The 26,522-nt window shown below is 51.5% G+C and carries 25 protein-coding genes and 1 tRNA gene; 12 read left to right on the forward strand and 14 right to left on the reverse strand.

The annotated features are described in order from the left end of the window. Positions 1-58: 58 nt before the first annotated feature. The 12 genes from EDD53_RS01165 to EDD53_RS01220 all read right to left on the reverse strand — a co-directional run bounded on the left by EDD53_RS01165 (position 59) and on the right by EDD53_RS01220 (position 11,110). Complete coding sequence (locus EDD53_RS01165; RefSeq protein WP_246002132.1) at positions 59-565, reverse strand: paraquat-inducible protein A; 507 nt, start codon at positions 563-565, stop codon at positions 59-61. 4 nt (positions 566-569) lie between these two features. Beyond that, positions 570-1,427, reverse strand: a complete 858-nt coding sequence (locus EDD53_RS01170) for a DNA repair protein (protein WP_123791375.1) — start codon at positions 1,425-1,427, stop codon at positions 570-572. Between the two features lie 175 nt (positions 1,428-1,602). Then, positions 1,603-2,352, reverse strand: coding sequence for an ABC transporter ATP-binding protein (locus tag EDD53_RS01175; RefSeq protein ID WP_123791376.1), 750 nt, complete (start codon positions 2,350-2,352; stop codon positions 1,603-1,605). Beyond that, on the reverse strand, positions 2,349-3,152 hold the full coding sequence (locus EDD53_RS01180; protein ID WP_123791377.1) for an MlaE family ABC transporter permease: 804 nt from the start codon (positions 3,150-3,152) through the stop codon (positions 2,349-2,351). Before EDD53_RS01180 ends, EDD53_RS01175 begins: the two co-directional genes overlap by 4 nt. Beyond that, positions 3,149-4,189: an alanine racemase gene (gene alr / locus EDD53_RS01185; RefSeq protein ID WP_123791378.1), complete on the reverse strand. Its 1,041-nt coding sequence runs from the start codon at positions 4,187-4,189 to the stop codon at positions 3,149-3,151. The genes EDD53_RS01180 and alr overlap by 4 nt, the downstream gene beginning before the upstream one ends. Before the next feature lie 76 nt (positions 4,190-4,265). Continuing rightward, entirely contained in the window at positions 4,266-5,705 is a 1,440-nt protein-coding gene (locus EDD53_RS01190) for a replicative DNA helicase (protein ID WP_246002244.1), read from the reverse strand. A 379-nt stretch (positions 5,706-6,084) separates the two neighbouring features. Further along, positions 6,085-6,765, reverse strand: coding sequence for an orotate phosphoribosyltransferase (locus EDD53_RS01195; protein WP_123791379.1), 681 nt, complete (start codon positions 6,763-6,765; stop codon positions 6,085-6,087). 25 nt (positions 6,766-6,790) lie between these two features. Then, the gene (pyrC, locus tag EDD53_RS01200) at positions 6,791-7,831 is read right to left on the reverse strand and encodes a dihydroorotase (RefSeq protein ID WP_123791380.1); all 1,041 of its coding nucleotides are present in this window, start codon (positions 7,829-7,831) and stop codon (positions 6,791-6,793) included. Positions 7,832-7,986: 155 nt separating this feature from the next. Continuing rightward, positions 7,987-8,316, reverse strand: coding sequence for a hypothetical protein (locus EDD53_RS01205; protein ID WP_148087088.1), 330 nt, complete (start codon positions 8,314-8,316; stop codon positions 7,987-7,989). Between the two features lie 62 nt (positions 8,317-8,378). Continuing rightward, positions 8,379-9,374 (reverse strand): hypothetical protein, encoded by a 996-nt coding sequence (locus tag EDD53_RS01210; protein WP_123791382.1) that lies wholly within the window; start codon positions 9,372-9,374, stop codon positions 8,379-8,381. Positions 9,375-9,517: 143 nt separating this feature from the next. Further along, positions 9,518-10,507, reverse strand: coding sequence for a phosphoadenosine phosphosulfate reductase (locus EDD53_RS01215; protein ID WP_123791383.1), 990 nt, complete (start codon positions 10,505-10,507; stop codon positions 9,518-9,520). Between the two features lie 387 nt (positions 10,508-10,894). Beyond that, a complete protein-coding gene (locus EDD53_RS01220) occupies positions 10,895-11,110 on the reverse strand; it encodes a hypothetical protein (RefSeq protein WP_123791384.1) in 216 nt (71 codons plus the stop codon). 247 nt (positions 11,111-11,357) lie between these two features. Between EDD53_RS01220 and EDD53_RS01225 the strand changes: the two genes are divergently transcribed. Next, positions 11,358-11,633, forward strand: coding sequence for a DUF2312 domain-containing protein (locus EDD53_RS01225; RefSeq protein ID WP_123791385.1), 276 nt, complete (start codon positions 11,358-11,360; stop codon positions 11,631-11,633). Between the two features lie 85 nt (positions 11,634-11,718). Then, positions 11,719-12,417, forward strand: a complete 699-nt coding sequence (locus tag EDD53_RS01230) for a hypothetical protein (RefSeq protein WP_148087089.1) — start codon at positions 11,719-11,721, stop codon at positions 12,415-12,417. 57 nt (positions 12,418-12,474) lie between these two features. Here EDD53_RS01230 and EDD53_RS01235 read toward each other — a convergent pair whose 3' ends face one another. Further along, the gene (locus tag EDD53_RS01235) at positions 12,475-13,344 is read right to left on the reverse strand and encodes a hypothetical protein (RefSeq protein ID WP_123791387.1); all 870 of its coding nucleotides are present in this window, start codon (positions 13,342-13,344) and stop codon (positions 12,475-12,477) included. Positions 13,345-13,522: 178 nt separating this feature from the next. Here EDD53_RS01235 and EDD53_RS01240 point away from each other — a divergent pair, with 178 nt between their 5' ends. From EDD53_RS01240 to EDD53_RS01285, 10 genes are all read left to right on the forward strand, one after another. Continuing rightward, positions 13,523-15,217, forward strand: coding sequence for an ABC transporter permease (locus EDD53_RS01240; RefSeq protein WP_123791388.1), 1,695 nt, complete (start codon positions 13,523-13,525; stop codon positions 15,215-15,217). 290 nt (positions 15,218-15,507) lie between these two features. After that, positions 15,508-15,583 (forward strand) — tRNA-Thr (locus EDD53_RS01245). A 163-nt stretch (positions 15,584-15,746) separates the two neighbouring features. Then, complete coding sequence (locus EDD53_RS01250; protein WP_123791389.1) at positions 15,747-16,934, forward strand: tyrosine-type recombinase/integrase; 1,188 nt, start codon at positions 15,747-15,749, stop codon at positions 16,932-16,934. A 17-nt stretch (positions 16,935-16,951) separates the two neighbouring features. Further along, positions 16,952-17,863: a hypothetical protein gene (locus EDD53_RS01255; RefSeq protein WP_123791390.1), complete on the forward strand. Its 912-nt coding sequence runs from the start codon at positions 16,952-16,954 to the stop codon at positions 17,861-17,863. Between the two features lie 135 nt (positions 17,864-17,998). Further along, positions 17,999-18,208, forward strand: a complete 210-nt coding sequence (locus EDD53_RS01260; RefSeq protein ID WP_123791391.1) for a helix-turn-helix transcriptional regulator — start codon at positions 17,999-18,001, stop codon at positions 18,206-18,208. Further along, positions 18,201-18,626 (forward strand): helix-turn-helix domain-containing protein, encoded by a 426-nt coding sequence (locus EDD53_RS01265; protein WP_123791392.1) that lies wholly within the window; start codon positions 18,201-18,203, stop codon positions 18,624-18,626. Before EDD53_RS01260 ends, EDD53_RS01265 begins: the two co-directional genes overlap by 8 nt. A 49-nt stretch (positions 18,627-18,675) precedes the next feature. Further along, positions 18,676-19,695: a site-specific integrase gene (locus EDD53_RS01270; protein WP_123791393.1), complete on the forward strand. Its 1,020-nt coding sequence runs from the start codon at positions 18,676-18,678 to the stop codon at positions 19,693-19,695. Between the two features lie 63 nt (positions 19,696-19,758). Next, positions 19,759-23,193 (forward strand): class I SAM-dependent DNA methyltransferase, encoded by a 3,435-nt coding sequence (locus EDD53_RS01275; RefSeq protein WP_170162653.1) that lies wholly within the window; start codon positions 19,759-19,761, stop codon positions 23,191-23,193. Further along, the gene (locus tag EDD53_RS01280) at positions 23,171-23,638 is read left to right on the forward strand and encodes a hypothetical protein (RefSeq protein ID WP_246002133.1); all 468 of its coding nucleotides are present in this window, start codon (positions 23,171-23,173) and stop codon (positions 23,636-23,638) included. The genes EDD53_RS01275 and EDD53_RS01280 overlap by 23 nt, the downstream gene beginning before the upstream one ends. A 475-nt stretch (positions 23,639-24,113) precedes the next feature. Continuing rightward, positions 24,114-25,013, forward strand: coding sequence for a hypothetical protein (locus EDD53_RS01285; RefSeq protein WP_123791394.1), 900 nt, complete (start codon positions 24,114-24,116; stop codon positions 25,011-25,013). A gap of 223 nt (positions 25,014-25,236) precedes the next feature. Here EDD53_RS01285 and EDD53_RS01290 read toward each other — a convergent pair whose 3' ends face one another. Next, positions 25,237-26,502, reverse strand: coding sequence for a glycerate kinase type-2 family protein (locus EDD53_RS01290; RefSeq protein WP_246002134.1), 1,266 nt, complete (start codon positions 26,500-26,502; stop codon positions 25,237-25,239). Positions 26,503-26,522: the final 20 nt, after the last annotated feature.

Here is a 26,522-nt window from a genome sequence, read left to right on the forward strand (position 1 = left end):
TTATTGATTTTGTTCGCGCTATGTTCTTGTTGGTTTGTTTTAGCGTCATGCGCGCGCATCATTCAACCCCATCTGCGACAGTTGAGCCTTTTCTGCTGCACAAACTGATCACCAGCGCGGTGAGCACGCAGGCCGTAAACAAATACAGCCCCCATGCGACATCTAGGCGGCCAATGCGCAGCCCTTTTGCCAAAGTGATGTAAATAGCGATGAGAAAGATATCCGCCATCGCCAAACGCGCCAAAACGAAGATGGCGGGTTTTAACTTTGCGGGCAGGTATCCGGAGAAAGTCAGTTCTACGGCTATGACTTTGATGATCGGGGCAAATACCGCGAAAAACACCACGATGCTTGCCAGCACAATATCCGTTTCCCACAGGCTTTTTATGCCCGACAGCACCGATATTTCGGTCATGCCAAACAGCGGTAAAAGCCCCGCACGCAGCAAAGGGGCTGTCCAAGCGAGGGGAAAGAAAATCAGCAAAGACAGGTTTAATGCGCGCAATATCTTAGCCGTGAAGTCGCGCTTTGGTGCAGGCCTGTGCAACATCTGCGATTTTGTCATGGTCCTAATTTGGCCGATCAAGCCCTGTCGTGCGCAAGTCACCTAAGTCCGCGGCGGGGCTCGATTTTCCGCTTGCGCTGGGGGATAGAGCGATCACTTTTCCCTCGTTATCTGTTGGGGCAGACAGGGGCAATTCGCCTTGTTCGTCATCTAATTCATATCCCAACTGAGGCAGGATTTCTTTCAGGTCTTTTTCAAGACGATCCATTTGACGGTTGGCTTCTAGTTCTGAAGCTTCAACATCGCGTTGCCAGCGCTGCAACTCTTGAGTCACCGTTAAAGCAAGGCTTAGGTTTTCATTGAATGTATCGAGTTCTTGCTGGCGTTGACGCAGAAAATCGCGGGCGCGGGTGACTTTGTCTTTTGAATAGACCAAAGCCAAATCGCGGGTCATATGCGACATCTGCGCGGCCAATTCTAAAATCTCTGGTTCCAAATGCCCCAGATCGGGATGTTTGCGTGCATGTTCCAAACGGGCGCGTACATCTTCGAACTCTGTGGACAGCGCAAAAACGCCTTCGCGGTCTGCCGCATGTGACATGCGATAGGCTGTGGCGATGTCTTTCATCGAAATCTTAAAATCACGATGGCTGCGTTCCAAACGCTGGATTTGATATACGCTGGGCAAAAAGGCGCAAAGCCCGACCAGCACAGCTGTGCCTGTGATTTGCAGCCAAAGCGCGCTGTCTGGAGCACTGTCAGGACCAAGGGGCATCCAAGGGATCACGTTGAAAGCAGACAGAATAGTCGCCACCGATGCCGCCGCCGCCAGCCCAATCAGAATCCACATCGATATGATTTGGAACAGATTGCGTAGGTTTTGCTTGGCCGTCATCGCGGCTGGTTCTGGTAACTCTGACATCATTAATTCCCCAAGATTAACTACCGAATAGGTAACCAAACTAAGGCGTAAAAATCAATGTTTTAGGGGAATATTTGGATATTGTCCCATGTGAGGAAACAAAGGCGGGACTTTGAGTGGTTTAGCTTCAAATCCTGTGATGACCTAAGGTTAGATCAGAAAAAGCGACGGGTGATCAGCGCAAAGTTTCAATCGGCCCCGTCGGCGCGCCGGTAATGAATTGCTGCACATAGGGGTCTTGCCCTGAATCGATATCCGCGGCCTTGCCAGTCCAACGAATTTTACCGCCGTGCAGCATGGCCACTTTATCGGCAATGGCGCGCACGGATGTCATGTCATGGGTGATGGTCATCGCCGTCGCGCCCATTTCTACGACGATCTCGCGGATCAAATCATTGATGACCCCCGCCATGATCGGGTCCAGCCCTGTCGTGGGTTCGTCAAAGAAAATGATTTCAGGATCGGCTGCGATAGCACGGGCCAGCCCCACACGTTTTTGCATGCCTCCCGACAGCTCAGCGGGGAATTGGTCGGCCACATCGGGGGACAGCCCCACACGGCGCAGCTTTTCAATGGCAATTTCGCGGGCCTCTGAATGAGGGCGTTTTAAGGTGCCGCGCAACAGGCGAAAGGCGACATTTTGCCAAACAGGAATGGAATCAAACAGCGCAGCCCCTTGGAACAGCATGCCAAATCGGGACAAAAATGCATCGCGGTCTCCTGTCTGCGTCACCTCTTCGCCATCGACTTTGATCACGCCTTGATCAGGGGCAATCAGGCCCAAGATGCATTTGAGCGTCACAGATTTCCCTGTGCCTGATCCGCCGATAATCACAAAGCTTTCACCACGCGCAACCGACAGGTCAACACCGCGCAAAATCTGTTTAGACCCAAAAGATTTATGGACGCCAGAAAGTTCAATCATATCGCGAAAAATGCCTGTGTCAGAATGAAGTTCGCCGCAAGTATTAAGATCGCTGCGGCCACAACAGAAGATTTGGTTGCATTGCCCACGCCCTGTGCGCCGCGCCCCGATTGCATGCCGTAATAGCAGCCCATCAGTGTGGCGATAAATCCGAATGCCGCGCCTTTTGCGAGCGATGAAATGATATCGCTGGGTTCAAGGAAATTCACTGTGTTTTGCAGATAGGTTGCCGGATTAAAGCCTAAGGATTGCGTGGCCAAAAGCCAGCCGCCAAAGATCCCGATGATGTCCCCCACAGCCACCAGCAAAGGCACAGAGATAAGCCCCGCCAGAACGCGAGGCACGGTGAGATACTTCATCGGATGGGTCGAGAGTGTGACCAAAGCGTCGATTTGTTCGGTGACCTTCATGGTTGCGATTTCTGCCGCGACCGAGGCCGTGACCCGTGCTGCAATCATCAGGCCAACCAAAACAGGACCAAGTTCGCGCACCATGCCGATGGCGACAATCTGCGGCACCACGGCTTCGACTGAAAAGCGCGATCCCCCTGAATAGATTTGCAACGCCAAGGCTCCGCCTGTGAACAGAGCTGTTAGCCCCACCACGGGTAGGGATAAAAATCCAACATTTATAAGGCTTTGGGTGAACTCTCTTAGGTAAAACGGTGGCGTGACCATATGTCTGAGCGTCGATAGCGCAAAGAGGACGATCCGACCGATTCCCGCCAAAGCGCCAAGGCTTGTACGCCCGATGGTGGCCAAAAGACGCGTGACTGCGTTCGACGTTAAACCCGTTGTCATGGGCGATACCTGCGTGTGTAGCGGTGGCCCAATGATGTCAAAACTTCATAACCGATCGTGCCTGCAATATCGGCCAAATCATCAACCGTCTGATGAGCGCATAAAAGATCAAGCGACCGTGGTTTATGATCAAGATGGGTGACATCCACTGTGATCAAATCCATCGATACGCGCCCTAAAAGTGGGCAGGGGGTGTCGCCATCAAACAGCACAGATTGATTTGAAATATGCCGCGTTATCCCATCTGCATAGCCCGCAGCAACTGTGGCCACACGTGAGGGGGTTTCTGCGATCCAAGAATTGCCGTATCCGACGGTTTCACCAACGGCCACGTCGCGAATTTGAATGACGGGGCATTCGACGCGCACTGTGGGTTCGGCATCGTCAAAAGGCAAACCGCCGTATAGACCGATGCCAGGACGTGTGAGATCAAAATGATAGTCCGCTCCCAGTAATATGCCGCCTGTCGCAGCCAAGGATCGCGGTACATCTAACCCGTCTGTCATGTCTTTAAACGCCGCCAATTGCTGGGCGTTCATGGGATGATTTGGTTCATCGGCGCAGGCCAAATGCGACATCACCAGCATAGGTTTTTTGCCAATCACCAAGTCGCGCACCGTGCTCCATTCGTTGGCTTCAAGCCCCAAGCGGTTCATCCCAGTGTCGAGTTGTACACCGAAAGGATGATCAGGCAAGGCATTGAAATGGCGGGTGATTTGATCAAGCGAATTGAGCATTGGGGTCAATTGCATATCTAAAACCATATCAGTGTCGCCAGCCATATGGCCGCTAAAAATGCAGATGCGCGGTGTGGGTCCAACAGCTTGGCGCAGGATCACACCTTCCTCGACTGCTGCGACGAAAAAGGTTTTCACGCCCGCTTTCATCAATGCGCGCGCGACTTTGCCAACGCCAAGCCCATATCCGTCGGCTTTGACCACTGCGCAGGTTTGAACAGAAGCATCAGATTTTGCATCAAGTGCGCGCCAATTGCGCGTCACTGCGCCCAGATCGATATGAAGTATAGATGTGCCCATAAACGTGTTTTGACGGGCTACGGCATTGGGTGCAAGCCAAATCCGAAGCCTGTCTGTCTCCTAAAACTCGATAAACTTAGTATTCTTCGGCGTCTGGCAAATGATGTTCGTAAGCCAAATTACCAAAGCGCGTGAATTCCGCTGTGAACGACAAGGTCACAGTCCCGATCGGACCGTGACGCTGTTTGCCCAAAATGACTTCGGCCTTGGCGTGCAGGCGTTCCATTTCCTCTTGCCAAGCTGCGATGGCTTCGTGGTTGTGATCATCTGGCTTTTCACGCTCTTTGTAATACTCACCGCGATACACAAACATGACAACATCGGCATCTTGCTCGATTGAACCAGATTCACGCAAATCCGACAGTTGAGGGCGTTTGTCGTCGCGGCTTTCCACCGTCCGCGACAGCTGGGACAGGGCGATCACAGGGATGTTCAATTCTTTGGCGATGGCTTTTAGACCCATGGAAATTTCGCCGATTTCCTGCACACGGTTGCCTTGGGTGCTGGGCGTTCCGCGCACCAATTGCAAATAGTCGACGATCAAAACATCCAAACCATGCGTACGTTTCAGGCGCCGCGCACGTGCTGCCAATTGCGAAATCGGTAGGGCAGGCGTGTCATCAATATATAATGGACAGGTCTCAAGCGTTTTTGCCGCTTCAATGAGGCGGCGAAATTCGTCTTCTTCCATGTCACCTTGGCGAATTTTATGCGATGAAATCTCAGCCGCTTCGGCCAAAATACGTGCAGCCAACTGTTCGGCGCTCATCTCAAGCGAATAAAACCCAACAACGCCGCCTTGAATTGCGCCCTCTTTGCCTTCAGGTGTCATGCCCTTTTTATAGGCTTTTGCCACATTATAGGCGATGTTGGTCGCAAGCGAGGTTTTCCCCATTGATGGACGTCCCGCCAAAATGATCAAATCCGATTTGTGCAAACCGCCCATCTTTTTATCGAGATCAATCAAGCCAGACGAAATCCCCGCCATGCCGCCCCCGCGCTCGTAGGCCGCGTTGGCATTCAAAACAGCTTGGGTCACGGCGGAAAGAAAGGATTTAAAGCCCGTATCGGCCTTGCCTTGTTCTGAGAGCGAGTACAGCTTTTGTTCAGCGGATACGATCTGTTCAACAGGTTCGCGCGCATCCAAACCGCTGGCGGCAGACCCTGCAATTTCATTGCCCAGTTCAATCAACTGGCGACGAATATACAGATCGTAAATCAGTTGCGCATAGTCGCGCACAGCATAGGTGGAAATCGCTGAGGCTGCCAAACGCGCCAGATAGGCTGGGCCGCCCAATTCCTGCAAACCTTTATGGTCTTCCATATAGGCTTTTAGCGTCACGGGCGAGGCAAGCATGTTTTTCGCAATCCGTTCTGCCGCTTTTTCGTAAATATCGCGGTGAACTGGATCGTAGAAATGTTCAGACATGATCACAGATGCAATTTTGTCGAACACATCATTGTTGGTCAAAAGTGCGCCCAAAAGCTGTTGTTCGGCTTCTGTATTGTGGGGCATCGCACCATCGTAAGATGAAATCACCGTGCCAGATTGCGTTGCCACGGCTGTGCCTGCCTCGCTGTGCATTTCTGATGTGTTCGCTGTGTCAGGCATATCTGTATAGCCTGGATCGTCCGAATTCTGCGTGTCCTTGAGCGTTGCGATATCGTCATTCATCCGGTGCGGCCTTGTCGTTTTCATGGGTTGTTGTGTTGTAACGACCCTGATGGGGAAGGTTCAATCTGTATCTTTCTGTGGATAACTTCACCCCTACTGAATCTAGCGTGAAGTGCCTTTTGTCCCTCTAAATCTTGTAAATCGGTGGTAAGAAAAAATAAACGCCGCAGATTGACCTGCGGCGTTTTTCAGCTTGCGCATTTCGGGATGACCCGAATGTTTATGTCTTTTTATTGGCCTCTTGCCAGTCGCGTGGCGCGTTGAGAAACTTCTCAACTTCGGCCAAGGTCTCGGCATCAAAGGCTTTTTGCAGTTTGGCTTCCGCCAAGACATCCCACCATGTGCACAAAGAATGCAGTTGAATGCCGTGATCGCCCAAGGTTTTTTCTGTCTCGGGGAAAATGCCATAGTAAAAAATCACAGCCGTATGCGCACAGGTTGCGCCTGTGTCGCGGATCGCGTCAACAAACGACAATTTCGACCCGCCATCTGTTGTGAGATCTTCGACCAAGAGCACGCGCTCGCCTTCGGTCATTTTACCTTCGATCCGCGCGTTGCGCCCATAACCTTTAGGTTTTTTACGCACGTATGTCATTGGCAATGCCAAGCGTTCAGCAACCATGGCCGCAAATGGAATACCTGCCGTTTCGCCGCCTGCGATGTTGTCGAAGGCTTCAAAACCCGCATCGCGCATCACGGTGACCGATAGGAAATCCATCAAGGTCGACCGAATACGTGGGTATGAAATCAATTTACGGCAATCCACGTAGGTCGGGCTAGGCAAGCCTGATGCCAATGTGAAGGGCTCAGCTGAGTTGAAATCAACGGCTTTGATTTCAAGCAACATGCGCGCAGTCAGGCGGGCAATTTCCGTGGAGTCTGGAAAGGAAGTAGGGATCATAACTGTGTCCTTGGTATCTTAAATCTTAGGCCTCAACCGACCAATGCAGCGGCATCAGCGGGTCGAAAACAGTGACGGGGCCTTCGGGCGTGGCAATGTTTTTGGGGTACTCTACGGGCGCACCTTTGCGCAGGGTGATCGTGCCTTCGTTGACTGGCAGCCCATAGTGATTGGGGCCGTTGAGTGATGTAAATGCTTCAAGGTTGTGCAGTTTACCTTCGGCTTCAAAGACTTCTGCCAGAATTGACAATGTGTTTGTCGCGGTAAAACAGCCTGCGCAGCCACATGCATTTTCTTTCAAATGGTCTAAATGCGGTGCGGAATCTGTGCCCAAGAAAAAGCGCTTATCCCCTGATGTCGCCGCCTCGACCAATGCCAAGCGGTGTTCTTCGCGTTTGGCCACTGGCAGGCAGTAGTAATGGGGTTTGATACCGCCAACCAAGATGTGGTTGCGGTTGATGACGAGGTGGTGCGTTGTGATGGTCGCAGCCAAACCGCTGTCGGCCGATTTCGCGTAATCCACACCATCTTTCGTGGTGATATGTTCCATCACGACCTTCAAATCAGGGTTGGCGCGGCGGATTGGGTCCAAAATCGTATCGATGAACACGGCTTCGCGGTCGAAAATATCCACGTCAGCCGTTGTCACTTCGCCGTGCAAACACAAAGGCAGGCCTATTTCGGCCATTTTTTCCAGCACAGCACGCACGTTGTCAAAGTTACGCACGCCTGAATTGGAATTGGTCGTTGCCCCCGCTGGGTACAATTTCACCGCTTTCACCAAACCGCTGGCATGTGCGGCTGCCACATCATCTGCATCCGTGTCTTCGGTCAAATACAGGGTCATCAGCGGTGTGAAATCTGCGCCCTTTGGCAAAGCGGCCAAAATGCGATCGCGATAGTCACTGGCATCGGAACTTTTGACCACAGGGGGCACAAGGTTCGGCATGATGATAGCACGGGCAAAATGGCGTGCAGTTTCGGGCAAGACGGCCTGCATCATAGCGCCATCGCGCAGGTGCAAATGCCAGTCATCGGGGCGGCGGAGTGTGAGTGTATCGGTCATGGCTTTCGCATAGCGCGTCTGGCGCAAAAGCGCTAGAGGGCGCGCGTCAGATGCTGTGCCATTTTTTTGAACAGCTGGTCATATTTCCCTGCCGTTTTCTTTGGTGACGAAGTTTTGTTGGCTTTGGCACAGGTTTGCCTGCCGCGCAGCACAGACTATGAATGGGGGGACGCAGGGCAAGGTAATTCACGTGTCACCTGTGCGAAAAGCGCATGCGAATTTGTCTCCTCATGGGGTTCGATGCGGACCGAAGTGACTTGGCGCAAGGAATAAAATCGCGGATCATTCAACACTGTGTCGGGCAGTTTTGCGATATCAAAGACTTCATGGGCTGTCTGTTCAATCACAAGCTCGCCTGCGAAACCTGAGAAAGGGCCTGAGTTGCGCAATTGCACAAAGCGCGTTTCCAACGCATGTTCGCGCGCGCGCAGTTCCGCGATTGAGTTCTTGATTTGAGCGAGTTCATCAACGGGCGAGTTGGACATTTGCATTTTAACGACTTTCTATCGTGGGGGCTGGGTGAGGGTTGCGGCCAGTGGGAGTAAGGTTATGCGGGCATTCCTATGATGCGGCGCGACACAAACGGCGTGTCGTGATCGATCAACTTTGGCATCTGTTGCAGATCTTCGCCTTGCGCCACATGGGCGTCATAGTCCGATTGTAAGGCTTGCGTGTCCTCAAGCGCTTCTTGATCGGCGGACAAGGGCATTTCGTCATCGTCGATGTTAAAAGCGGCTTCCAGATCGTCATCATAGAGCCCGCCGAGGGGCTGCAGTTGCGGATGATCCGTTGCGCGCAGATCAGCGGGGCTGTCGTGTTCTTGTGCTGTTTGTGCAATTTCATGTGCATCCAAAATCTGCACTGAGAGGTCGGGTCCATCGGTCACTGCGTCTGTCGGTATATTCAGCGCGGCAAAATCAGCTTCGGTCTGTGCTGTCGCCGCGGTCAAAGGGGCCTCGTCTAGGTGGTCGGCTAGCTGGTCGTCGGGTAGCTGGTCGTCGTGCGGTGCGTCAAATTGTGCTGCGCTTGTCTCGCTATCGAAAACATCAACTGTTTCAGCATCACATTGGGGTTGCGCTATGTCTTCAGAGAATTCTGCAGATGCATCGGGATCAATTGGGTCAAATTCAGGAGCCGCTGAGAGTTCTGTAGCGTCGGTTTCAATGTCAGTTGCGGGGGCGTATTCCGTCTCATACAATGTCTCGGCAGGCGTCGGCATCGTGATCAATTCGGAAGGCGCGGCCTGCACAGCATCGGCGGCAGATTTAGAACGGGGCCAAAGCAACACATAGGTTTGCTTGGCTTGGGTATACATCGCAGGATCGTTCAGAATATCGACAGGCAAAAGGGTGGTATCAAGCGACCGTGTGGTGCGGGTTTCGATCACTGCAACACGGTCACCGCCGTTGATGCGCTGCACCGAAAGCTCTGACGCGTTGGCACGAATTTCATCGCATAATTCTTCTTCGCGCTCGCGCAATTCTGATAGGGTTTTACGCAAGGCAGTCAGTTCGTCGACGGCAGGCAGCACCATATTATTCATAATCAAGATCTCCTTAACCACCATTTGAGGGCGAGTCGGTTAAAAAAGTCCGAATTGCCCACGGCTTGATGGCAAGTAGATCAAGTTTTTGACATTTTTTTTGATATCCCCTCAAAATAGCATCCGCTTTGAGGGGCTGCGGATTAATCCGCGGTGTCAGCCTTGTCCGATAGGTTTTGCCGCGCTGCTTTTAAAGCTTTACGAAACCGCCAACCATTGCGGGATTTCAACGCATGTTCGCACAATTGTATCGTCAACTGAGGGCGCTTTTTCGAGGTTACTTCAGTTAAAAGGCGACGCAAATAGCCCCCGTGTTCACGTCGATTGCGTAGGGCTTGTGTCAATTTGCGTTGGGTTAAACCATCACTCATGGCCGCTTTAACAATCGGTTCTATGGCCTTCATTTCGAGGAGTTCGAATTCGGGGTCAGTGCCAAAGTTGCGGATGGGGCGCAAAGTGGTGTGGGGTCGATTGAACAAAGCCGCGTGCATGGCATCATCTGGTACAGTTGGATCATAAAGAACCCAGACGTTATCTGCGGCATCCACCATATCTGGGGCAAAGCCATAGCGGGTTGAAAAATCCATACGGCGCAGGCCATCAAAGCGTTTGTCCCACGAGGCAAGGCGGGCATCCAATGTGGCTTGTGGCGCGATTGCGATCACAGTGGCGCCGGGGGCTGCGACAGAATAAGCGCTTGCTGCATATCCGCTGGCACCTGCGCCATAGAAAACGACCTTGTCAAAATCTTCAAAAAAGCCTTCTTCAACGAGGCGATCAAAATAGCCGTATATAAAGTGACTGCGGAACCAATGAGATTTCAGATCTTGCGCATGGGCCAAGATCGTCAGGTGTGACCAATCGTGACTTTGGGCCAATGTGTGACCAATGGGCAGGCCAGTATCACTGCGCTCTGTGATGCTTTCATAGGTTTCGAAGGTCACCAAAAGACTTGGGGATCTGTCGCCAAACATCACGCTATGATCTGGTCCTAGGGGTTCAAAATACCCAATATCTTCGCCAAGATCTTCGACCGCATCCAGCCATTGCTCGACAGGCAGATCCGAAATGTCATCCATTTCAGCTGTCGGGCCTTTGATGGTTTGGTTTGTATCTGGTGTTAACTTATCCATGTCTCACGCGTCTTTCGAGGTAAACCTAAAGTGTGCTCACGTTTGGCAGGGGCCATTGAGGGCACTTAAACTTGGTTAACTGATGACTCGTCATTAGGGCGTTTTAGCGTTCTTCAAAAGGAGATTTTTGCCTAAATGGTTAAATGTTTCTTACAGCGAAACGGTCACCGCTTGAATGTATTATTGATCAAAAAACATCACAGACTAGGGCGGAATTGTGACGGGCTTTCAAGGGAATCAAGTCTTCGCTTGCTTTTCAAAGCTGGCCATCAACGCCGCGCAAAAGTCATGGTTGCGCAGACCATCCATGTGGTCGCGTGCAGGTAAATCGGATTCGAAGCGTCTACGACCAAGAGCATGCAGTCGCAATGTGATCGCGGGGGAGGTCTATGACAAAATCGCGCCGATGGTCACAGCGCCAAGGCCGATCGCGGAAATCATCAAAGCCACCAAATTAAGCGCAATGACGCGCTGTAAACGGGCGCGTATGTCTTCGTCTGTCCCACCTTGTTTTTTGGCTTTTGCAGCTTGCACGATGCAATAGATCAAAAGGGCCACGCCACTTAGGGTTAAGGCAACGCCTGCATAAATTAAAATGTCCATCGCTGGTCCCTTTCGACTGCTGTGCCAATATGATCTGTCGCCTACAGTGCATGGGCCATTTGTGCAAGTTTTTGCGACTCCATTGGCGATTTTATAACTGATCTGATCCATTGGCGCGGGGGCAACAGTTTGCCGATTGCGCCCGTTCACGGTGGGGCTGTCTCTTGCTTTGAAGGCAAGGTGGCGCTAGGGATCACCGCAACTTATGGCCCCGCGCCAATTCACATTTGAAAATAAAGGTCCCGCTATGATCGATGATGACAACACCCCCTCTGGCCCAGATGCATCTTACCGTGTAACGGCCGATGAGTTGCGCCAATTCGTTGAACGCTATGAGCGTCTTGAAATGGAAAAGAAAGACATCGCGGATCAGCAAAAAGAAGTGATGGCCGAAGCCAAGGGGCGCGGATATGACACGAAAGTGCTGCGCAAAGTGATCGCCTTGCGTAAAAAATCTACCGATGAAATTGCCGAAGAAGAAGCTGTGCTGGAAATGTACAAAGAAGCGCTGGGCATGGGGTGATATTGGTCATCCCTTGTGACGAGATTGCCATTGGGCCGCGCCAGAAAGACCTTGCATGACGCAGATACGCCTGAGAACAAAGACCATGAAGCGACGCATTGTGTTGTCTTTTCTGGCTTTGATCTTGGGCTTTTCTTTAGGGCTTTTGGCCTTTGGTGGCAGTCCTGTTTTGGCGGCGCTATGCCCGCAGTGTTTCGGTTTTAGCAAAGTTAGCCCGAATTTATATATTGAAGCGCGCGCCTCGGGCCGTGGCCCAGAGCTGTTGAACCGTATTCAAAGTGCCAAGCAAAAGATCGCACCCGCTTTTGAAGGGCTGCCTGCCGCCGCGCAGCCCAAAGCCCCACGGATCGTGGCCTGCGTGACGCCAACTTGCGACTCCTTTATGGGCGGGGCAAATACCTTGGCCGAAGCATACGGCGCACAGTTTATCTATCTCGGCCCAAGTGGTTTGGATCGGTCGATCATCGCCCATGAGCTGGTGCATACGACCTTGTCGCAGGTTTTGGGCTGGCGACAAAAACACAGTTTTCCTGCTTGGGTGGATGAAGGATTGGCTGTCTATATCAGTGATGATCCGCGCTTTGATCTTGATCCAGCAACCTGTCAGGTATCGATTGACCCTTGGCCAGAAAAAGCCCGCGATTGGCGACATATAACAGGTCAAAACGGCGCGGCACAAAGTGCGGCCTATTACGGATCAGCGGGCTGTGCTGTTTCTAAATGGTTTGCGACGCATCCTGAAAAGGATTTGCACGATCTCTTGACGCTGCATATGACGCCTTGAGGTCTGTGTCATGCAAGACGAAAACACTTCTATTGGCCCCAATTGGGGCCTGACGTCCTAGGGTTGAATAAACCGTACACCTGGAATGTCTTCGATCTCGTATAGGTCATCTTCATAGCGATCGGTAAGCCGCGTGATCAGCGCATCATCCCATCCAGGTAGGTCTATTTCTTCTTCGATGGCGTCTTCGTCGACGTATTTGTCAAGAAAAGCCGCCAAAATGCGGCGTCTTTGCAGTTCGTTTTGCGGCCTATGCGTATTCAAATAAGTGCGCAGGCGCTTCATGCCCTCGCGTTTCATAATCATCGCCAAAATATCTAAACCGCCATCAATAGGCACCATCGGGCCAAGTCCCGCAAGTTCGCGCATAATCTGCGCCCATGTGAGCGGAGTGTCTTCATAAGCAAAAACAGTCACAGGCACGTCAGGGCAGGCCGCGCGCACCGATTTGATAAAATCCGACCACAGAATGCTATCCAGATCCGTTTCCCCAATGAATTCTGCATAGCCCGCAGGGTCGGGGACGGCTTCTGGAATAAAGGTCGCAGGATTGCGCACCCCTATGTGAAATTCCATTTCGCTATTGGGAAAGACATTGCGCAGCCATTTCAGCTTAAACTGCGCTTTGCCATACAGGCGTCCACCATGAAAAATTGCCTGCGGTTGACAGATCAGATCTTCGTAGCTCATGACCACCCGGTCGCAGGCGTCCATCTCTGTGATGTCTTCTATGATGATCTGTTCTGCTTCTGCCGTGGCGCGGCTGTTTTTCACCCGCTTCATCATCTGCGGCAAAACTTCGCGGTACCGCGCGGGAGAAGGCACGATAATGCCGTGCTGTTCTAGGGTCGACCTGTTTTTCAACAACCCCCGCATCAAAGTGGAGCCGTAAGTGTAATGCGCGCCGATATGGAAAGAAATATTCATAAAAGCGGCCTTTTCTCGCGTCATATTAAGACCTGACATTGCGTCAGTATCCTTGGTGTGTGTGGGGGTAGTATATGCGCTTTTCTGGACAGTTAAACTGGTTTCGCGTATGCGGTGCGTAGAATGACCTACCAAATTTATCAACCACTGCGCTGCGCCGCCTGAACTGGGGTTTTAAATGTCACTGGCACCTGCCTCATCCGATAAGTCTACTCCCAGTCCAAAATCGCGTTTGAAGCGGGTCAAAGGCATCAGCATTTGGTCTTTGGGGGCAGCGGTGATCGCCGCATTCGTTTTGTTGCCTATTTTGGCTGTGCTTTGGGTGGCGCTCAATCCAACAGAAAATATCTGGCCGCATTTGATGGCCACGACTTTACCACGCTACGCTATCACCACGGCTGTTTTGACATTTGGTGTGGCCTGTCTTGCAGCCTGTGTCGGCACAGGCGCGGCTTGGCTTGTTACGATGTATCGTTTTCCTTTGTCCAAACCTTTGCAATGGTTACTTTTGTTGCCCTTGGCGATTCCTGCCTATGTCGGGGCCTATGCTTTGGTCGATTTTCTGGAATACGCGGGCCCTGTGCAAACTTTGTTACGTGATCTGTTTGGCTGGCGGTCCTCACGTGATTACGCTTTTCCTGAAATCAGATCTCTTGGATCTGCCATCATCGTCTTGGCTGCGGCTTTAACCCCATACGTGTTTTTAATGACACGGGCTGCATTTCGGGAACAATCTGGATCGATCTATGAAGTGTCGCGCGCATTGGGGGCAGGGGGATTTGCACGGTTTTGGCGGGTCGGTGTGCCCATGGCGCGTCCCGCCATTGCAGCAGGCACCGCGATCGTCATGATGGAAACCGTATCGGATTATGGAACAGTTTCTTATTTCGCTGTGCAAACCCTGACCACGGGAATCTTTTCCACTTGGCTAGAGGCAGGGAACGCAGGCGGGGCGGCGCAAATCGCATCTGTCGTCTTGTTGGTCGTGTTTTTGATCATCGCCTTTGAAAAACTCTCTCGCGGTCGGGCCCGTTACCACGGGGGGGCGCGTCATCCGCGTCCGATCACTGCGATCAGACTAATAGGGTGGCGCGCGGCTTTCGCCTGTGTGGCCTGCCTTGTTCCGTTTCTTGTGGGCTTTGTGTTGCCCGTCTCCGTTATCTCTATGCATGCGCTGGGCGAGCCTGAGCAATGGGTCAAACCGGGTTTGATCCAAGCCTTCCGCAACACAATAACTGTCGCGGGGAGTGCTGCTTTCATAACCGTGGCCGCGGCTTTGTTTATGGTTTATGGCGTACGCCTTACGGGGCGCAATCTGCCGCGCCTTTTATTGCCATTTTCAACCCTCGGTTACGCAGCCCCTGGCGCTGTGCTGGGGATCGGTATTTTGATTCCTCTGGCGGCCTTCGACAATGCCTTGGCTGATGGGATTCTCGCGCTCACAGGGCATGATATCGGGCTTTTGTTAACTGGGTCTGCCTTTGCCATTATTTTTGCCTATGTGGTTCGGTTCTTTGCTATCGCGCAGGGCGCTGCTGATTCCGCTATGGGACGGATTGCGCCCTCTTTACCCATGGCTGCCCGCTCTTTGGGGCAAACCTTGGGGGGCACGTTGCGCCGTGTCTATATCCCCCTCATTCGTGGTTCTGTTGGAACCGCTTTGCTGTTGGTTTTTGTAGATTGCGTGAAAGAATTACCTGCGACACTTCTGTTGCGCCCCTTTAACTTCAATACCTTGGCCACGCGCGTGCATGAAAAGGCATCCTTGGAGCACCTTGAAGAAGCCTCTCCTGCGGCGCTTTTGGTCATCGGTGTCAGTTTGGTCGCGGTGATTTTAATGGCGCGGTCAAAAGATGCCTCTGACGTGACCTAACCAAAATGGAATCGCGTGAGCAGATGCGACCAATGTGAACAGACGAGTCGCCCAAATCCTATGAATCGATCCGCAAATGGCTTTATTGTGATTTGTTAAAGGGTGGGGGCACAAGATTTTTTAGGCCAACAGAGCGCTATTTTTAGACGCTTGATTTGTGGTTTTTCTAACAAAAAAAGGGCTTTGCTGTGATGTCGATCGCAGCCTCTCTAAAACTTTTAAAAATAGTTCAAAAAACCCTCAAAAATCCTCTTGCACCCCCCCAGTAAAATCCTTAAACGACCCTCAGTGCCCCTATAGCTCAGCTGGTAGAGCAACTGATTTGTAATCAGTAGGTCCGCGGTTCGAGTCCGTGTGGGGGCACCATTTTCACATCCAGTAATATACCAAGACATCCGATAAGCCATTTGTTATAAGGGTTTTGCGGCGTTTCTTTGTCCGATGGCGTTTTAGGCCGTCCGATACGATGCCCCCAGATTGGGGGGCTTTCTGGGGGCTCCGCGTTGGACGTGAAAAAGCGAGGCCCCCAATGCCATTAAGTGATTCAAAGATTCGAAATTTGAAACCCAAAGACAAATCGTTCAAAGTTTCTGACTTTGAGGGGCTCTATATTTTGGTGAAACCCAACGGCTCCAAGCTTTGGAATTTCAAATACCGTTTGCATGGCGCGGAAAGGAAATTATCGATTGGAGCCTATCCCGATGTCAGCTTGGCGCAGGCGCGTAAAATCAAGTCTGAAGCCCGTGCACAGGTCGCAGCAGGCATCGACCCAAGCGAGGCCAAGCAAGAGGCCAAGGCCCAAGCCCGCGAAGCGCATGGCAACACATTTGAGAAAATCGGCGCGGCGTTTCTCAACAAGCAACAGATCGAAGGCAAATCCAAAGCCACTTTGGACAAGACGGCCTATCACCTGAAATTGGCGAACGCAGCTTTTGGGCGCAAACCGATCACAGAAATCACTGCGCCGATGATTTTGAAATGCCTGCGCAAGGTCGAGGCCAAGGGCAACTATGAGACCGCTCACCGCCTGCGCGCCCGCATTGGCTCTGTCTTTCGTTATGCCGTGGCCAGCGGGCTAGCGGAGACTGATCCTACCTATGCCCTCAAAGACGCGCTGATAAAACCAACCCGCGTGCACCGCGCCGCAATCACCGATCCCAAAGCCTTTGGCGCGCTGTTGCGTGAGGTGGACGCCTTTGAGGGGCAGGTGACCACGCGTATTGGTCTGAAATTCTTGGCCCTCACAGCCCAAAGACCAGGCGAGGTGCGTCATGCAAAATGGGAAGAGTTTGATTTTCAGGAAAAAGTCTGGGCATTGCCCGCCGCTAAAATGAAAATGCGCCGCGATCACTATGTGCCACTGTCAGAGCAAGCCATCGCACTTTTAAATGAGTTGCGCATGATCACGGGCAATGGGGTTTATTTGTTCCCCTCTTTGCGTTCTTGGCAACGTCCCATGTCAGAAAATACCCTTAACGCAGCTTTGCGTCGCATGGGGTATTCTGGTGAGGAAATGACTGCCCACGGCTTTCGCGCGAGCTTTTCAACCTTGGCCAACCAAAGCGGCCTGTGGAATCCCGACGCGATTGAAGTGGCTCTTGCACATGTTGAGCGCAACGAGGTGCGCAAAGCCTATAATCGCGGGCATTATTGGGATGAACGCGTAAAGCTTGCAGATTGGTGGGCGACGGTATTGGATGATCTCAGACAAGGTTAAAAGGTGTTTGAGAAACGATGTCTGATAGAGATCAATTGGTTCGCATGGCGGTGGAACGCCATTTCATTGAGTGGGCCTACAACGAAAAAGTTGAGAATGCTTTGTGTTTAGGTGCTTCTTACGAGCGCAATGTGGATTTGTTGATCGAAAAAGTGAGTTTTGCGCGCAGTGCTGTTGAGGCTGAACTTAAAACGTTTCCTGAGCAGCAGCTCCGTTATGCCGCTGGACTAGATGGGGCAATATTAGATGTTCATTTAGAGCAAAAGCTTTCCAAGCTGTGTTCTGATGCTCGTGGATATTTACCAAGCTATTCACGGTACGAATTGATCTCAATTGGCATGTATCCAGATGAGCTTGCAGACTACAGCCATTGGGCAATGCGGGATCAATTTGATTCACACGATTTCGTCTGGCTTTCTATAGGGTTAGAGCCTGATGAAAGGTTAGTTAAGTATTTGGGACAAGCTCAAGATACTGTTCGTCCTCCTAAGCTTGATGCAACTTTGAAAAAAGAGGCTGAACGGCGGCTGGCATTGATAACTACAGCGCAAAAACTTGACCCAATTCTTAAGCATGTAAAAATTGAGTTGGCCTATGAGTGGTATAATACCGTCGAATTAGATGCACCAATTGGTTTTCAAAATGCTTTAAAAATAGGGTGGGAACGCCTCCAAAAAGCGTCCAAAGCAGTGATAGAGGATACACCTTACGCTAATGACAAAGCTCCCGATCCGCGCGCTATTCGCACACTTTCTCAGATCATAGCTGCGATGGCCATTGATGGTTATGGCTTTGACCCCAATTCCAAGCGGAGCGCGATTCCTAAGGAAATAGAATCGGCGTGTGATACATTTGGAATCAGTGTGACAAAAGAAACCATTCTCAAATATATAAGACTTGGTTTGAAAGATGCAGACATAGGAAACTAATCGTTGAACGAATAGATTTAATTAAGTATCTGAATTTTAACAATTAAGCTATTTCGTTTATGCGTTTCGCTATTCGCCCTCACCACAATAAAACCATGTCAGCCTTGTTCCATCTTTAACGAACGAGGTGACACAATGTCATTTGAGCAGAACTTTCCTCGCACAGGGTTTGTGCGACTTTCCCAAATTCTAGGACCCAAAGGTCCGATTCCAGTTTCCAAGTCCACTTGGTGGCAAGGCGTCAAAGACGGGCTATTCCCAAAACCGCAAAAATTAGGCCCTCGCACAACCGTGTGGAAGGCCGAAGACATCCGCGCTTTGTTTGAGGGGACAGGGCATGAGTAAGCGAGCCAACCCGATGGCTGTAAAAGCTGCCCTCACATACGATATTTTCGAGGCCGCAAAAGCGCTCGACAAATCCCCCGCAACGATCCGCAATTGGATCAAAGACGGCTTGCCCGCAATGACATCGAGTAAGCCCTATCTGATCTCGGGGGCTGACATTCGCGACTATTTACGCGCCAAATATCAAGCCTCAAAATCGCCATTGGCACCTGATGAGCTGCGTTGCTTGTCTTGTCGGGCAGGGCGCAGGCCCGTTGATATGTCTGTCGTAGCCTATCTCAACACCCCCCAAACCACGCGCTTGCATGGCGTTTGCGTGCGCTGCGGAGGGCGTGCGAGCCGCATTATTTCCAACGCCAAGCGCGATGAGTTTGCCCAAACCTTCCAAATCAAAAGCAATGCAAACAGCGATGCCTAAATGACGCCGATGTCATCCGTCTAAACTTACATTTACATAGGAGCGCCACATGACGCGTAAAATCCACGAAGAAAACGAACGAATGAAGCGCCGCTATTTGCAATATCGCAAACGCGCACAACGCAAAGACATTAAGTCAGTCGAGAAAGATGCCGAAGGCATTTTGCGGTTTGAACAAAGCACAGGCTTCAAAAGCTTTAAGCGCTTTCACATCGAGCAAGTAATCAAGTTCCAAGACCAACTTGAAACCCAGATGAGCAAGGCCACAGGCAAGCCTTTGTCGAAATCGACCATTCGCAGCATCTTGATGGCCAACAAGCGGTTCTTCTTTTGGCTCGCAGATCAAAACGGATACAAAAGCCGCATTCGCCATACCGACGCTGATTATTTCAACATGGACGCTAAGGGCGCGCGGGTGGCAAGTGCTGTGCGTGATACGCCTTATCCGTCTATGGAAATGGCCCGCCATGCATTTTCATATATGCCCGAAGTCACTGAGATCGATAGGCGCAACAAAGCGCTGTTCGCGTTCTTTATGCTGACAGGTGCGCGGGACGGGGCCGTGGCGTCTTTGCGCCTTAAACATATCAACCTGATCGACGGCTGCGTGTATCAAGATGCGCGCGAGGTGAAGACCAAGAATTCCAAGACCTTTACGACTTATTTTCTACCGCTTGATGCCGAATATCTGGCCTCGTTCACGGATTGGGTCACATATTTGCGCACTGAAAAGCTCTTTGGCCCTGATGACGCTTTGTTCCCACCTCCGCGCATTCAGGCTGTGGACGGGGCTTTCACTGTGACAGGCCTCAAACGCGAGATTTACCAAAACGCCAATGCTATCCGCGCTGCCATCAAAGAGGCATTCTTGCGCGCAGATCTGCCCCAATTCACCCCGCACGCCTTTCGCAAAACCTTGGTGAAATGGGCCGATACAGCCTATCCAACCCGCGAAGCCTTCAAAGCCTTTTCGCAAAATATCGGCCATTCCAGCGTCATCACCACCGTCAGCGCCTATTGCCCTGTTGCGATTGAACGACAAGCGGAGTTGATAAAAAAGAAGTCCTAGATTGAAACTCTTTAAAATGCGTGGCTTACTCCGAAGATAGGATTATTTATTTTGGGGAAACGCGTGGATATTGAAGCGTTTATTGAGCGTTGGCAGGGGTCTGGTGGTAGCGAAATGGCGACCGCGCAGACCTTTTCTATTGAATTGACAGACCTTTTAGGGGTCGAACGCCCGTATGTGTCCGACAAAGATGGTGACTTTCTGGACTATCGCTTTGAGCGCCCTGTCACGCTGACCCATACTGGTCGCACCCGCAATGGGCGCATCGATCTATATAAAAAGGGCCACTTTATCCTTGAGGCCAAACAATTCACGTCCACCGACATCAAAGACAAAAACACCCTTGATATGTTTCTCGCCAAAGACACGCCCAAACAATCGGGACATGGCAAACGCGGCACCGCTAAATTCGATGACACCATGCTCAAAGCGCGTAACCAAGCCGACAATTACGCCCGCGCTGTCTCCAAAGAGGACGGTTGGCCGCCGTTCTTGATGATTGTCGATGTTGGCCATGTGATCGAGCTGTATTCTGATTTCTCAGGCCAAGGGCAGGGCTATACCCAATTCCCCGATGGCAACCGCTATCGCATTTATCTTGAGGACCTACGCCAACCCGAAACGCTTGATCTGTTGCGCGCGATTTGGATGGACCCGCAAAGCCTTGATCCGTCGCTGAAATCCGCCGAGGTCACCCGCGATATTGCAGCACATCTGGCCGAGCTTGGCAAAAGCTTTGAGGGGCAAGGCCATGACAGCGAAACCGTGGCGCGGTTTTTGATGCGCTGCCTGTTTTCCATGTTTGCCGAAGACGTCGATCTGATCCCTTATGGCAGCTTTACCGAGCTTCTTAAAAAACTACGTGGCCACCCCGAACATGCCGAGCCCTCTTTGAAAGGCCTCTGGCAGACCATGGATGGCGGCGGGTTTTCTCAGGTGCTGATGCATGACCTCAAACGCTTCAACGGTGGGCTGTTCAAAGACGCCGATGCCCTGCCTTTGGACAACGTACAGCTTGGCCTATTGATCGAAGCCGCCGAGGCCGATTGGAAACAGGTCGAACCGGCTATTTTCGGCACTTTGCTGGAGCGCGCTTTGGATGCCAAGCAACGCCACAAACTGGGGGCGCATTACACCCCGCGCGCCTATGTCGAACGCCTCGTGACGCCGACGATCATGGAGCCCCTGCGCGAGGATTGGCGCAACGTCCAGATCGCTGTGCAACGCCTCAACGCGGATGGCAAAACCGATAAGGCGCTCGATCTGGTCAAGGACTTCCACCACGACCTGTGCGAGGTGCGGGTTTTGGACCCTGCCTGTGGCTCGGGCAACTTCCTATACGTCGCTTTGGAAATGATGAAACGGCTTGAGGGCGAGGTCACTGCTCTTATGTATGAATTGGGCGATACCAAGCCACTCTACACAGTCGACCCGCATCAATTCCTTGGCATCGAGCTGAACACTTGGGCCGCCAATGTGGCCGAGCTGGTGCTGTGGATCGGCTATCTGCAATGGCACTACCGCACCCATGGCATCGCGGCACCCTCTGAGCCTGTGTTGCGTGATTTCAAGAACATTGAAAACCGTGACGCCGTGCTGGAGTGGTCCGCGCGCACGCCGCGTGTGGATGACACGGGCGCGCCTGTGACCCGTTGGGACGGGGTGACAACCATCCGCCACCAAGTCACCGGCGAAGAGGTGCCAGACCCCGAGGCCCGTGTGCAGGTCTATGACTATGCCAAACCCAAAGCGACGACGTGGCCCAAGGCGACCTTTATCGTCGGCAATCCGCCGTTTATTGGCGCCAGCCGTCTGCGCGACAGTCTGGGCGATGGCTATGTCGAGGCTTTGTGGTCCGCCTATCCCAAAATGCCGCAAAGCGCGGATTTGGTGATGTTTTGGTGGGATAAGGCCGCTTTGGCAGCGAGAGGCTTTAATGCCAAAACTGGTGCAGGCACGCGGCGCTTTGGCCTGATCACCACCAACTCTTTGCGCCAGACGTTTAATCGTCGCGTGCTGGAGCCGCATTTGAACGACGCGAAAAAACCGCTGTCGCTATTGTTCGCGGTGCCAGATCACCCTTGGGTGGATACACAGTTGGCAGCGGCTGTGCGTATTGGGATGACTGTTGGTGCATTGGGTAATCATACTGGTCGGCTTTTAACCATTGTGACAGAGACAACGGACAAGAAAGATGACGTCAACGGTCGGTCGGTGACCTTTGAGACCGAGATTGGAAAGATTTTCCCAAATCTAAAAATTGGGGCGAATGTAGTAGGGGCAAAGCCCTTACAGGCAAATTTGGGGTTGTCGTCTAGGGGCGTCCAATTGATTGGGTCAGGTTTTATTGTCTCGCCCGAAAAAGCAAAGTCACTTGGGCTGGGAACCGTACCAAACACAGACAATCATATACGAGAATACCGAAATGGCCGTGACCTCACTGCAACCCCACGAGGTGTGATGGTCATTGATCTATTCGGCTTAACCGAGCAAGAAGTGCGCACTCACTTTCCATTGGTCTATCAACATTTAGCGGACACAGTGAAGCCAGACCGCGACCAGAACAATCGTGATTCATATCGCAAAAAATGGTGGATTCATGGTGAACCCCGTAAAGAATTACGTCCTGCACTTAATGGGCTGGTAAAGTATGTCGCGACGGTCGAAACATCAAAGCACCGGTTTTTCACGATGCTTGATCACAAAATCCTACCTGACAACAAATTGATTGCACTTGCCGTCAATGGAGTTGAAAGCTTTTCGATACTCTCATCGAGAATTCATGAAGTTTGGGCGCTGGCAACGGGATCTCAACTCGGCCCAACGCCCGTTTATGTAAAAACTCTTTCATTTGACGCCTTCCCATTCCCCGACCTCACAGACCCCCAAAAGGAAAGGCTCCGCGGCTTGGGTGAAGAGCTTGACGCGCACAGAAAACGCCAGCAGGCGGCGCATCCGAAACTGACGCTGACCAATATGTACAACGTGCTGGAAAAACTCCGCGCGGGTGAAGGCATTGAGGGCAAGGACAAAGAGATTTACGACCAAGGTCTGATTGGAATCTTGCGCGATCTGCATGATCAAATCGACGCCGCCGTGGCCGATGCTTACGGCTGGCCCAAAGACCTGAGCGACGAAGACATCTTGATGCGCCTTGTCGATCTCAACAAAACCCGCGCCGCAGAGGAAGCCACAGGTCACATCCGCTGGCTGCGCCCCGAATACCAGAACCCCACAGGCGTGCAGGTGGAAAAAGGCAAGACCGCAGATATGGATTTGGGCGTTGTCGCCAAGGTCGAAAAAGCCCCATGGCCCAAAGGCCTGCCGGATCAAATCGCCGCCGTGCGCGAGGCGCTGGTGGATATGGGCGAGGCCTCCCCCGAACAAATCGCCCGCTGTTTCTCCCGCGCGCGCACCACAGCCGTGCAGCCTTTGCTGGAAAGTTTGGCAGCGCTTGGGCAGGCGGATAAATTGGATGACGGGAAATATGCAGCCTGAAGACATGACGCCCGCGCAACTGCGCAAACGTATAAAGGCCTTGAATGCCGATACGCCGCGTTACAAAGCGCTAGAAGCCGCGCTGGGCGAGGGGGTCGGATATGGGCATGCTTGGTACGCCACGCAAAAGGAACATTGGTTAGGCTGGTTGTCAGAATATTCGGGGGCTGGGGCATATGGGCGTAAAGTCGGCCCAAAGCGTTCTGCGCAGTTTGTCTATAATCATATTCAGTGTGCGCCAATGTTGTTTTGGTTGTCCGAAGCGCTTGATGTTGAGGATGAACTGTTGGACGACGCCTTTGCTGCGGTTCTTGCGGCCCCTGCGCGAAATGCAAGCCAATGCGCGGCGCTTAGACGGGTGATATCATGGCAGAAAGTGCATGCAATTCTCGTAGCACAATCGCCCCCAACACTGGTGGGCAAGATTAGAAATGCGATTTTGTAGATACCGATGGAATGCTTGCAAAAAAGGCATTTGGGGGCCTCAATGGGGGCTTTGGTGTAAATCGAATTTATTTTTAAAATTTAGATCAGATAATTAGCATGTAAATGAGGGTCCGTGTGGGGCACCATTTTCACATCCAGTAATATCCCAAGACATCCGATAAGCCCTTTGTTATAAGGGTTTTGCGGCGTTTCTTTGTCCGGCTGGGTTTATGCTGTTCGATACGATACGCCCAGTGACATTTACTGTTTCAAGGTTTCTAACTTTGAGGGGTTCTATATTTTGGCACAAACAATGTTTCAAAGTTCTGTCTGTTCAAATACCGTTTTGCTTGGCACAGAAAGCGAACAAAGCAGGCGTCTAGGACACTAGGGACGCCTCAGGTTTAGAAAAAATTACGACGGACACCTGCGAAAAAATACTGGTATTTCAAGCGTTAAATAGATAGGTAAAACTGTCTTTATTCAGGTGCCTTATGAAAGTTTACATCCATATTGGATTTCCAAAGTGTGCGTCGTCTTCACTGCAGGCTACTCTATTTGAAAATGAAGCAAAACTTAAGAAAAATGGCGTGTTGTATCCCAAACTGGGACGCCAAGTTGGTGGGTATCGAAACCATACACCTATTATAAAACTTGATTTTCCAGTCGCTGAGTATGTGGAAGGTGCGTTGAAAGAGGCCTCCAGCAACAAATGTGATAAAATTATTATTTCTACAGAAAGCATTGTCGATAATTTGAGACTTGAGAGAGTTCAGGAACGATGCAACACTTTAGCGCAGAACTTTAAAAGTCATGCGGATGTGTCTGTTGTAACTTTTTCTAGATCTCCTTCTTCCGTGATAAATTCATCATTTGCGCAATTCCTAAAAGCAGGTTTGTGGGCCTTAAATAGAGATGAATTTTTCAAATCCACGGACGGAACAATAGACGGATTTCTCGATTTCTTTCATGAAAAGTGGGGCTTTGATCTGTGGCAGTTTGAAAACTTGTACAAGATGGCCATCGAGGTCTTTGAAGTTGATAGCCTTGTTGATTTTCGCATTCAGGATGGCACTGATGTCATTGAAACGTTCACTAACTTTGTGGAAAATGGCCTAAGCTTGACCCCGAGTTCGGTCACGAATAAACGTTTTTCACTCGAAAAACTGTACTTGATTAGGCAATTTATTTCTCAATATGGCTTGGCCAGTTTTCAAGAAAACGCTCCTATTCTGAAGGGGCAAGTTACATTCGACAAAAAAATCATTTCATCCGAACAAGCTCAACGCGACGGGATGTTGTTATCGCGTAAATACAGTCTGCTTTTGAATGAACTCGACACCAGAACACAGGGTGTAAAGGTCTTTGCTAAAAATGACTTGCTGCGCAGCTAACTTCTGAAAGCAGCTTAACGTCAACGCCATTGGTTCTGTATGCGGCGTGGTTTTCCTGTGTTGAAGCTTGAGCGTTTGACAAAGCTAAAGCGCATTTAACATTGCTGTTGGCGCTTGATCGTGCAGTGATAGGAACCTTTGCGGGGGGAGAAGCTCAGGCCTATTAAACTCAGGTTCAGTAAACCCATGTTCAGTAAACCTAGGCCCAATAAACTCAGGCGCGTCACTCACGAATAAACACCTGTAGATCAGCAACATTCGTGCCCGTCGCGCCGATTTTCAACAGATCTCCTGTGGCCTCTAGTGCATGGTAACTATCGTTGCGCGCAAGCACATCATCAAGATCAAGCCCTGCTGCAACCAAGCGCGCAGTCGTCGCATCATCCACAATTCCACCCGCTGCATCCGTCGGCCCATCACGTCCATCCGTGCCGCCAGACAAAAAGGTAAAATTGGTGATCCCCTGCGCCTTTGCGCGCTTTACGACCTGTAGGCAGAGTTCTTGATTGCGTCCGCCCAGTCCATCCCCAGTCAGGGCCACGGTCGTTTCACCACCAAACAAATACACACCTTTCCCTTCACCAGCGCTTTGGGAAAAGTCGATGATCTTTTGCGCGGCCTCCCCCACATCGCCCACCAATGGCGAAGGATAAACATGCACGGGCGCCTCAGCTTGTGCGAGCGCAACCATAGCATCAACCGAATGTTGATTTGATCCGACAAGAGTGATTTCACTGTCAGGCAAAGGACCAAGATCGGGTTCTGGCGCAGTTAAATGTTCTTGCACCGAGCGTGGCATTTTTTCCCAAATATTTAGATGCTTCAATGCTGTCACAGCATCCTCGCGGGTTCCGATTGGGGCGATAGAAGGACCTGAAGCAATCACACGCAGGTCGTTATCTACCACGTCAGACAGCGCGAGTGTGGTGACAAATGAGGGGGCTGCAGCGCGCAATAGGCCGCCGCCTTTCAGGCGGGACAATTGTTGGCGCACAAGGTTCATGGTGCCGATATCGGCGCCTGATGCCAAAAGGACTGCATTGACTTTGGCTTTGTCTTCAAGGCTTACGCCCATCACAGGGGCAGGTAAAAGCGCAGAACCGCCGCCAGAAATCAATATGACCACATCGCCTTGCGCCATGCTTAACGCCTCTTCCACCCGCAGCGCGGCGCATGCGCCTTCTGCATCAGGAATAGGGTGGGCGGCTGCGATGACTTCTGCGCCCGCTAAGGGCATAGCATTTTCGTAATTGGTTACGACGATAACAGTTTCTGGTGACATGTGGCGCAGGGCTGCCTGTGTCATAGCGCGCGCGGCTTTACCAATCGCGATGAGAGTGGGGTTTGAAAATTTAGCCCCTGCAAGGGCTGCTTCGACGCCCCGCTCTGGATCTGCGGCGTCGACACCCGCAGTAAAGTAATTCATCGCGCGGGTGCGCGTATCCATATAACTATGGGGCTCAGGCGGGGCTGAAAGTACGGTATGCATACCTTAGTCTTGCATGTGTC

Origin of the sequence: Pacificibacter maritimus (genome assembly GCF_003814915.1) — a bacterium.
GTDB lineage: Bacteria > Pseudomonadota > Alphaproteobacteria > Rhodobacterales > Rhodobacteraceae > Celeribacter > Celeribacter maritimus.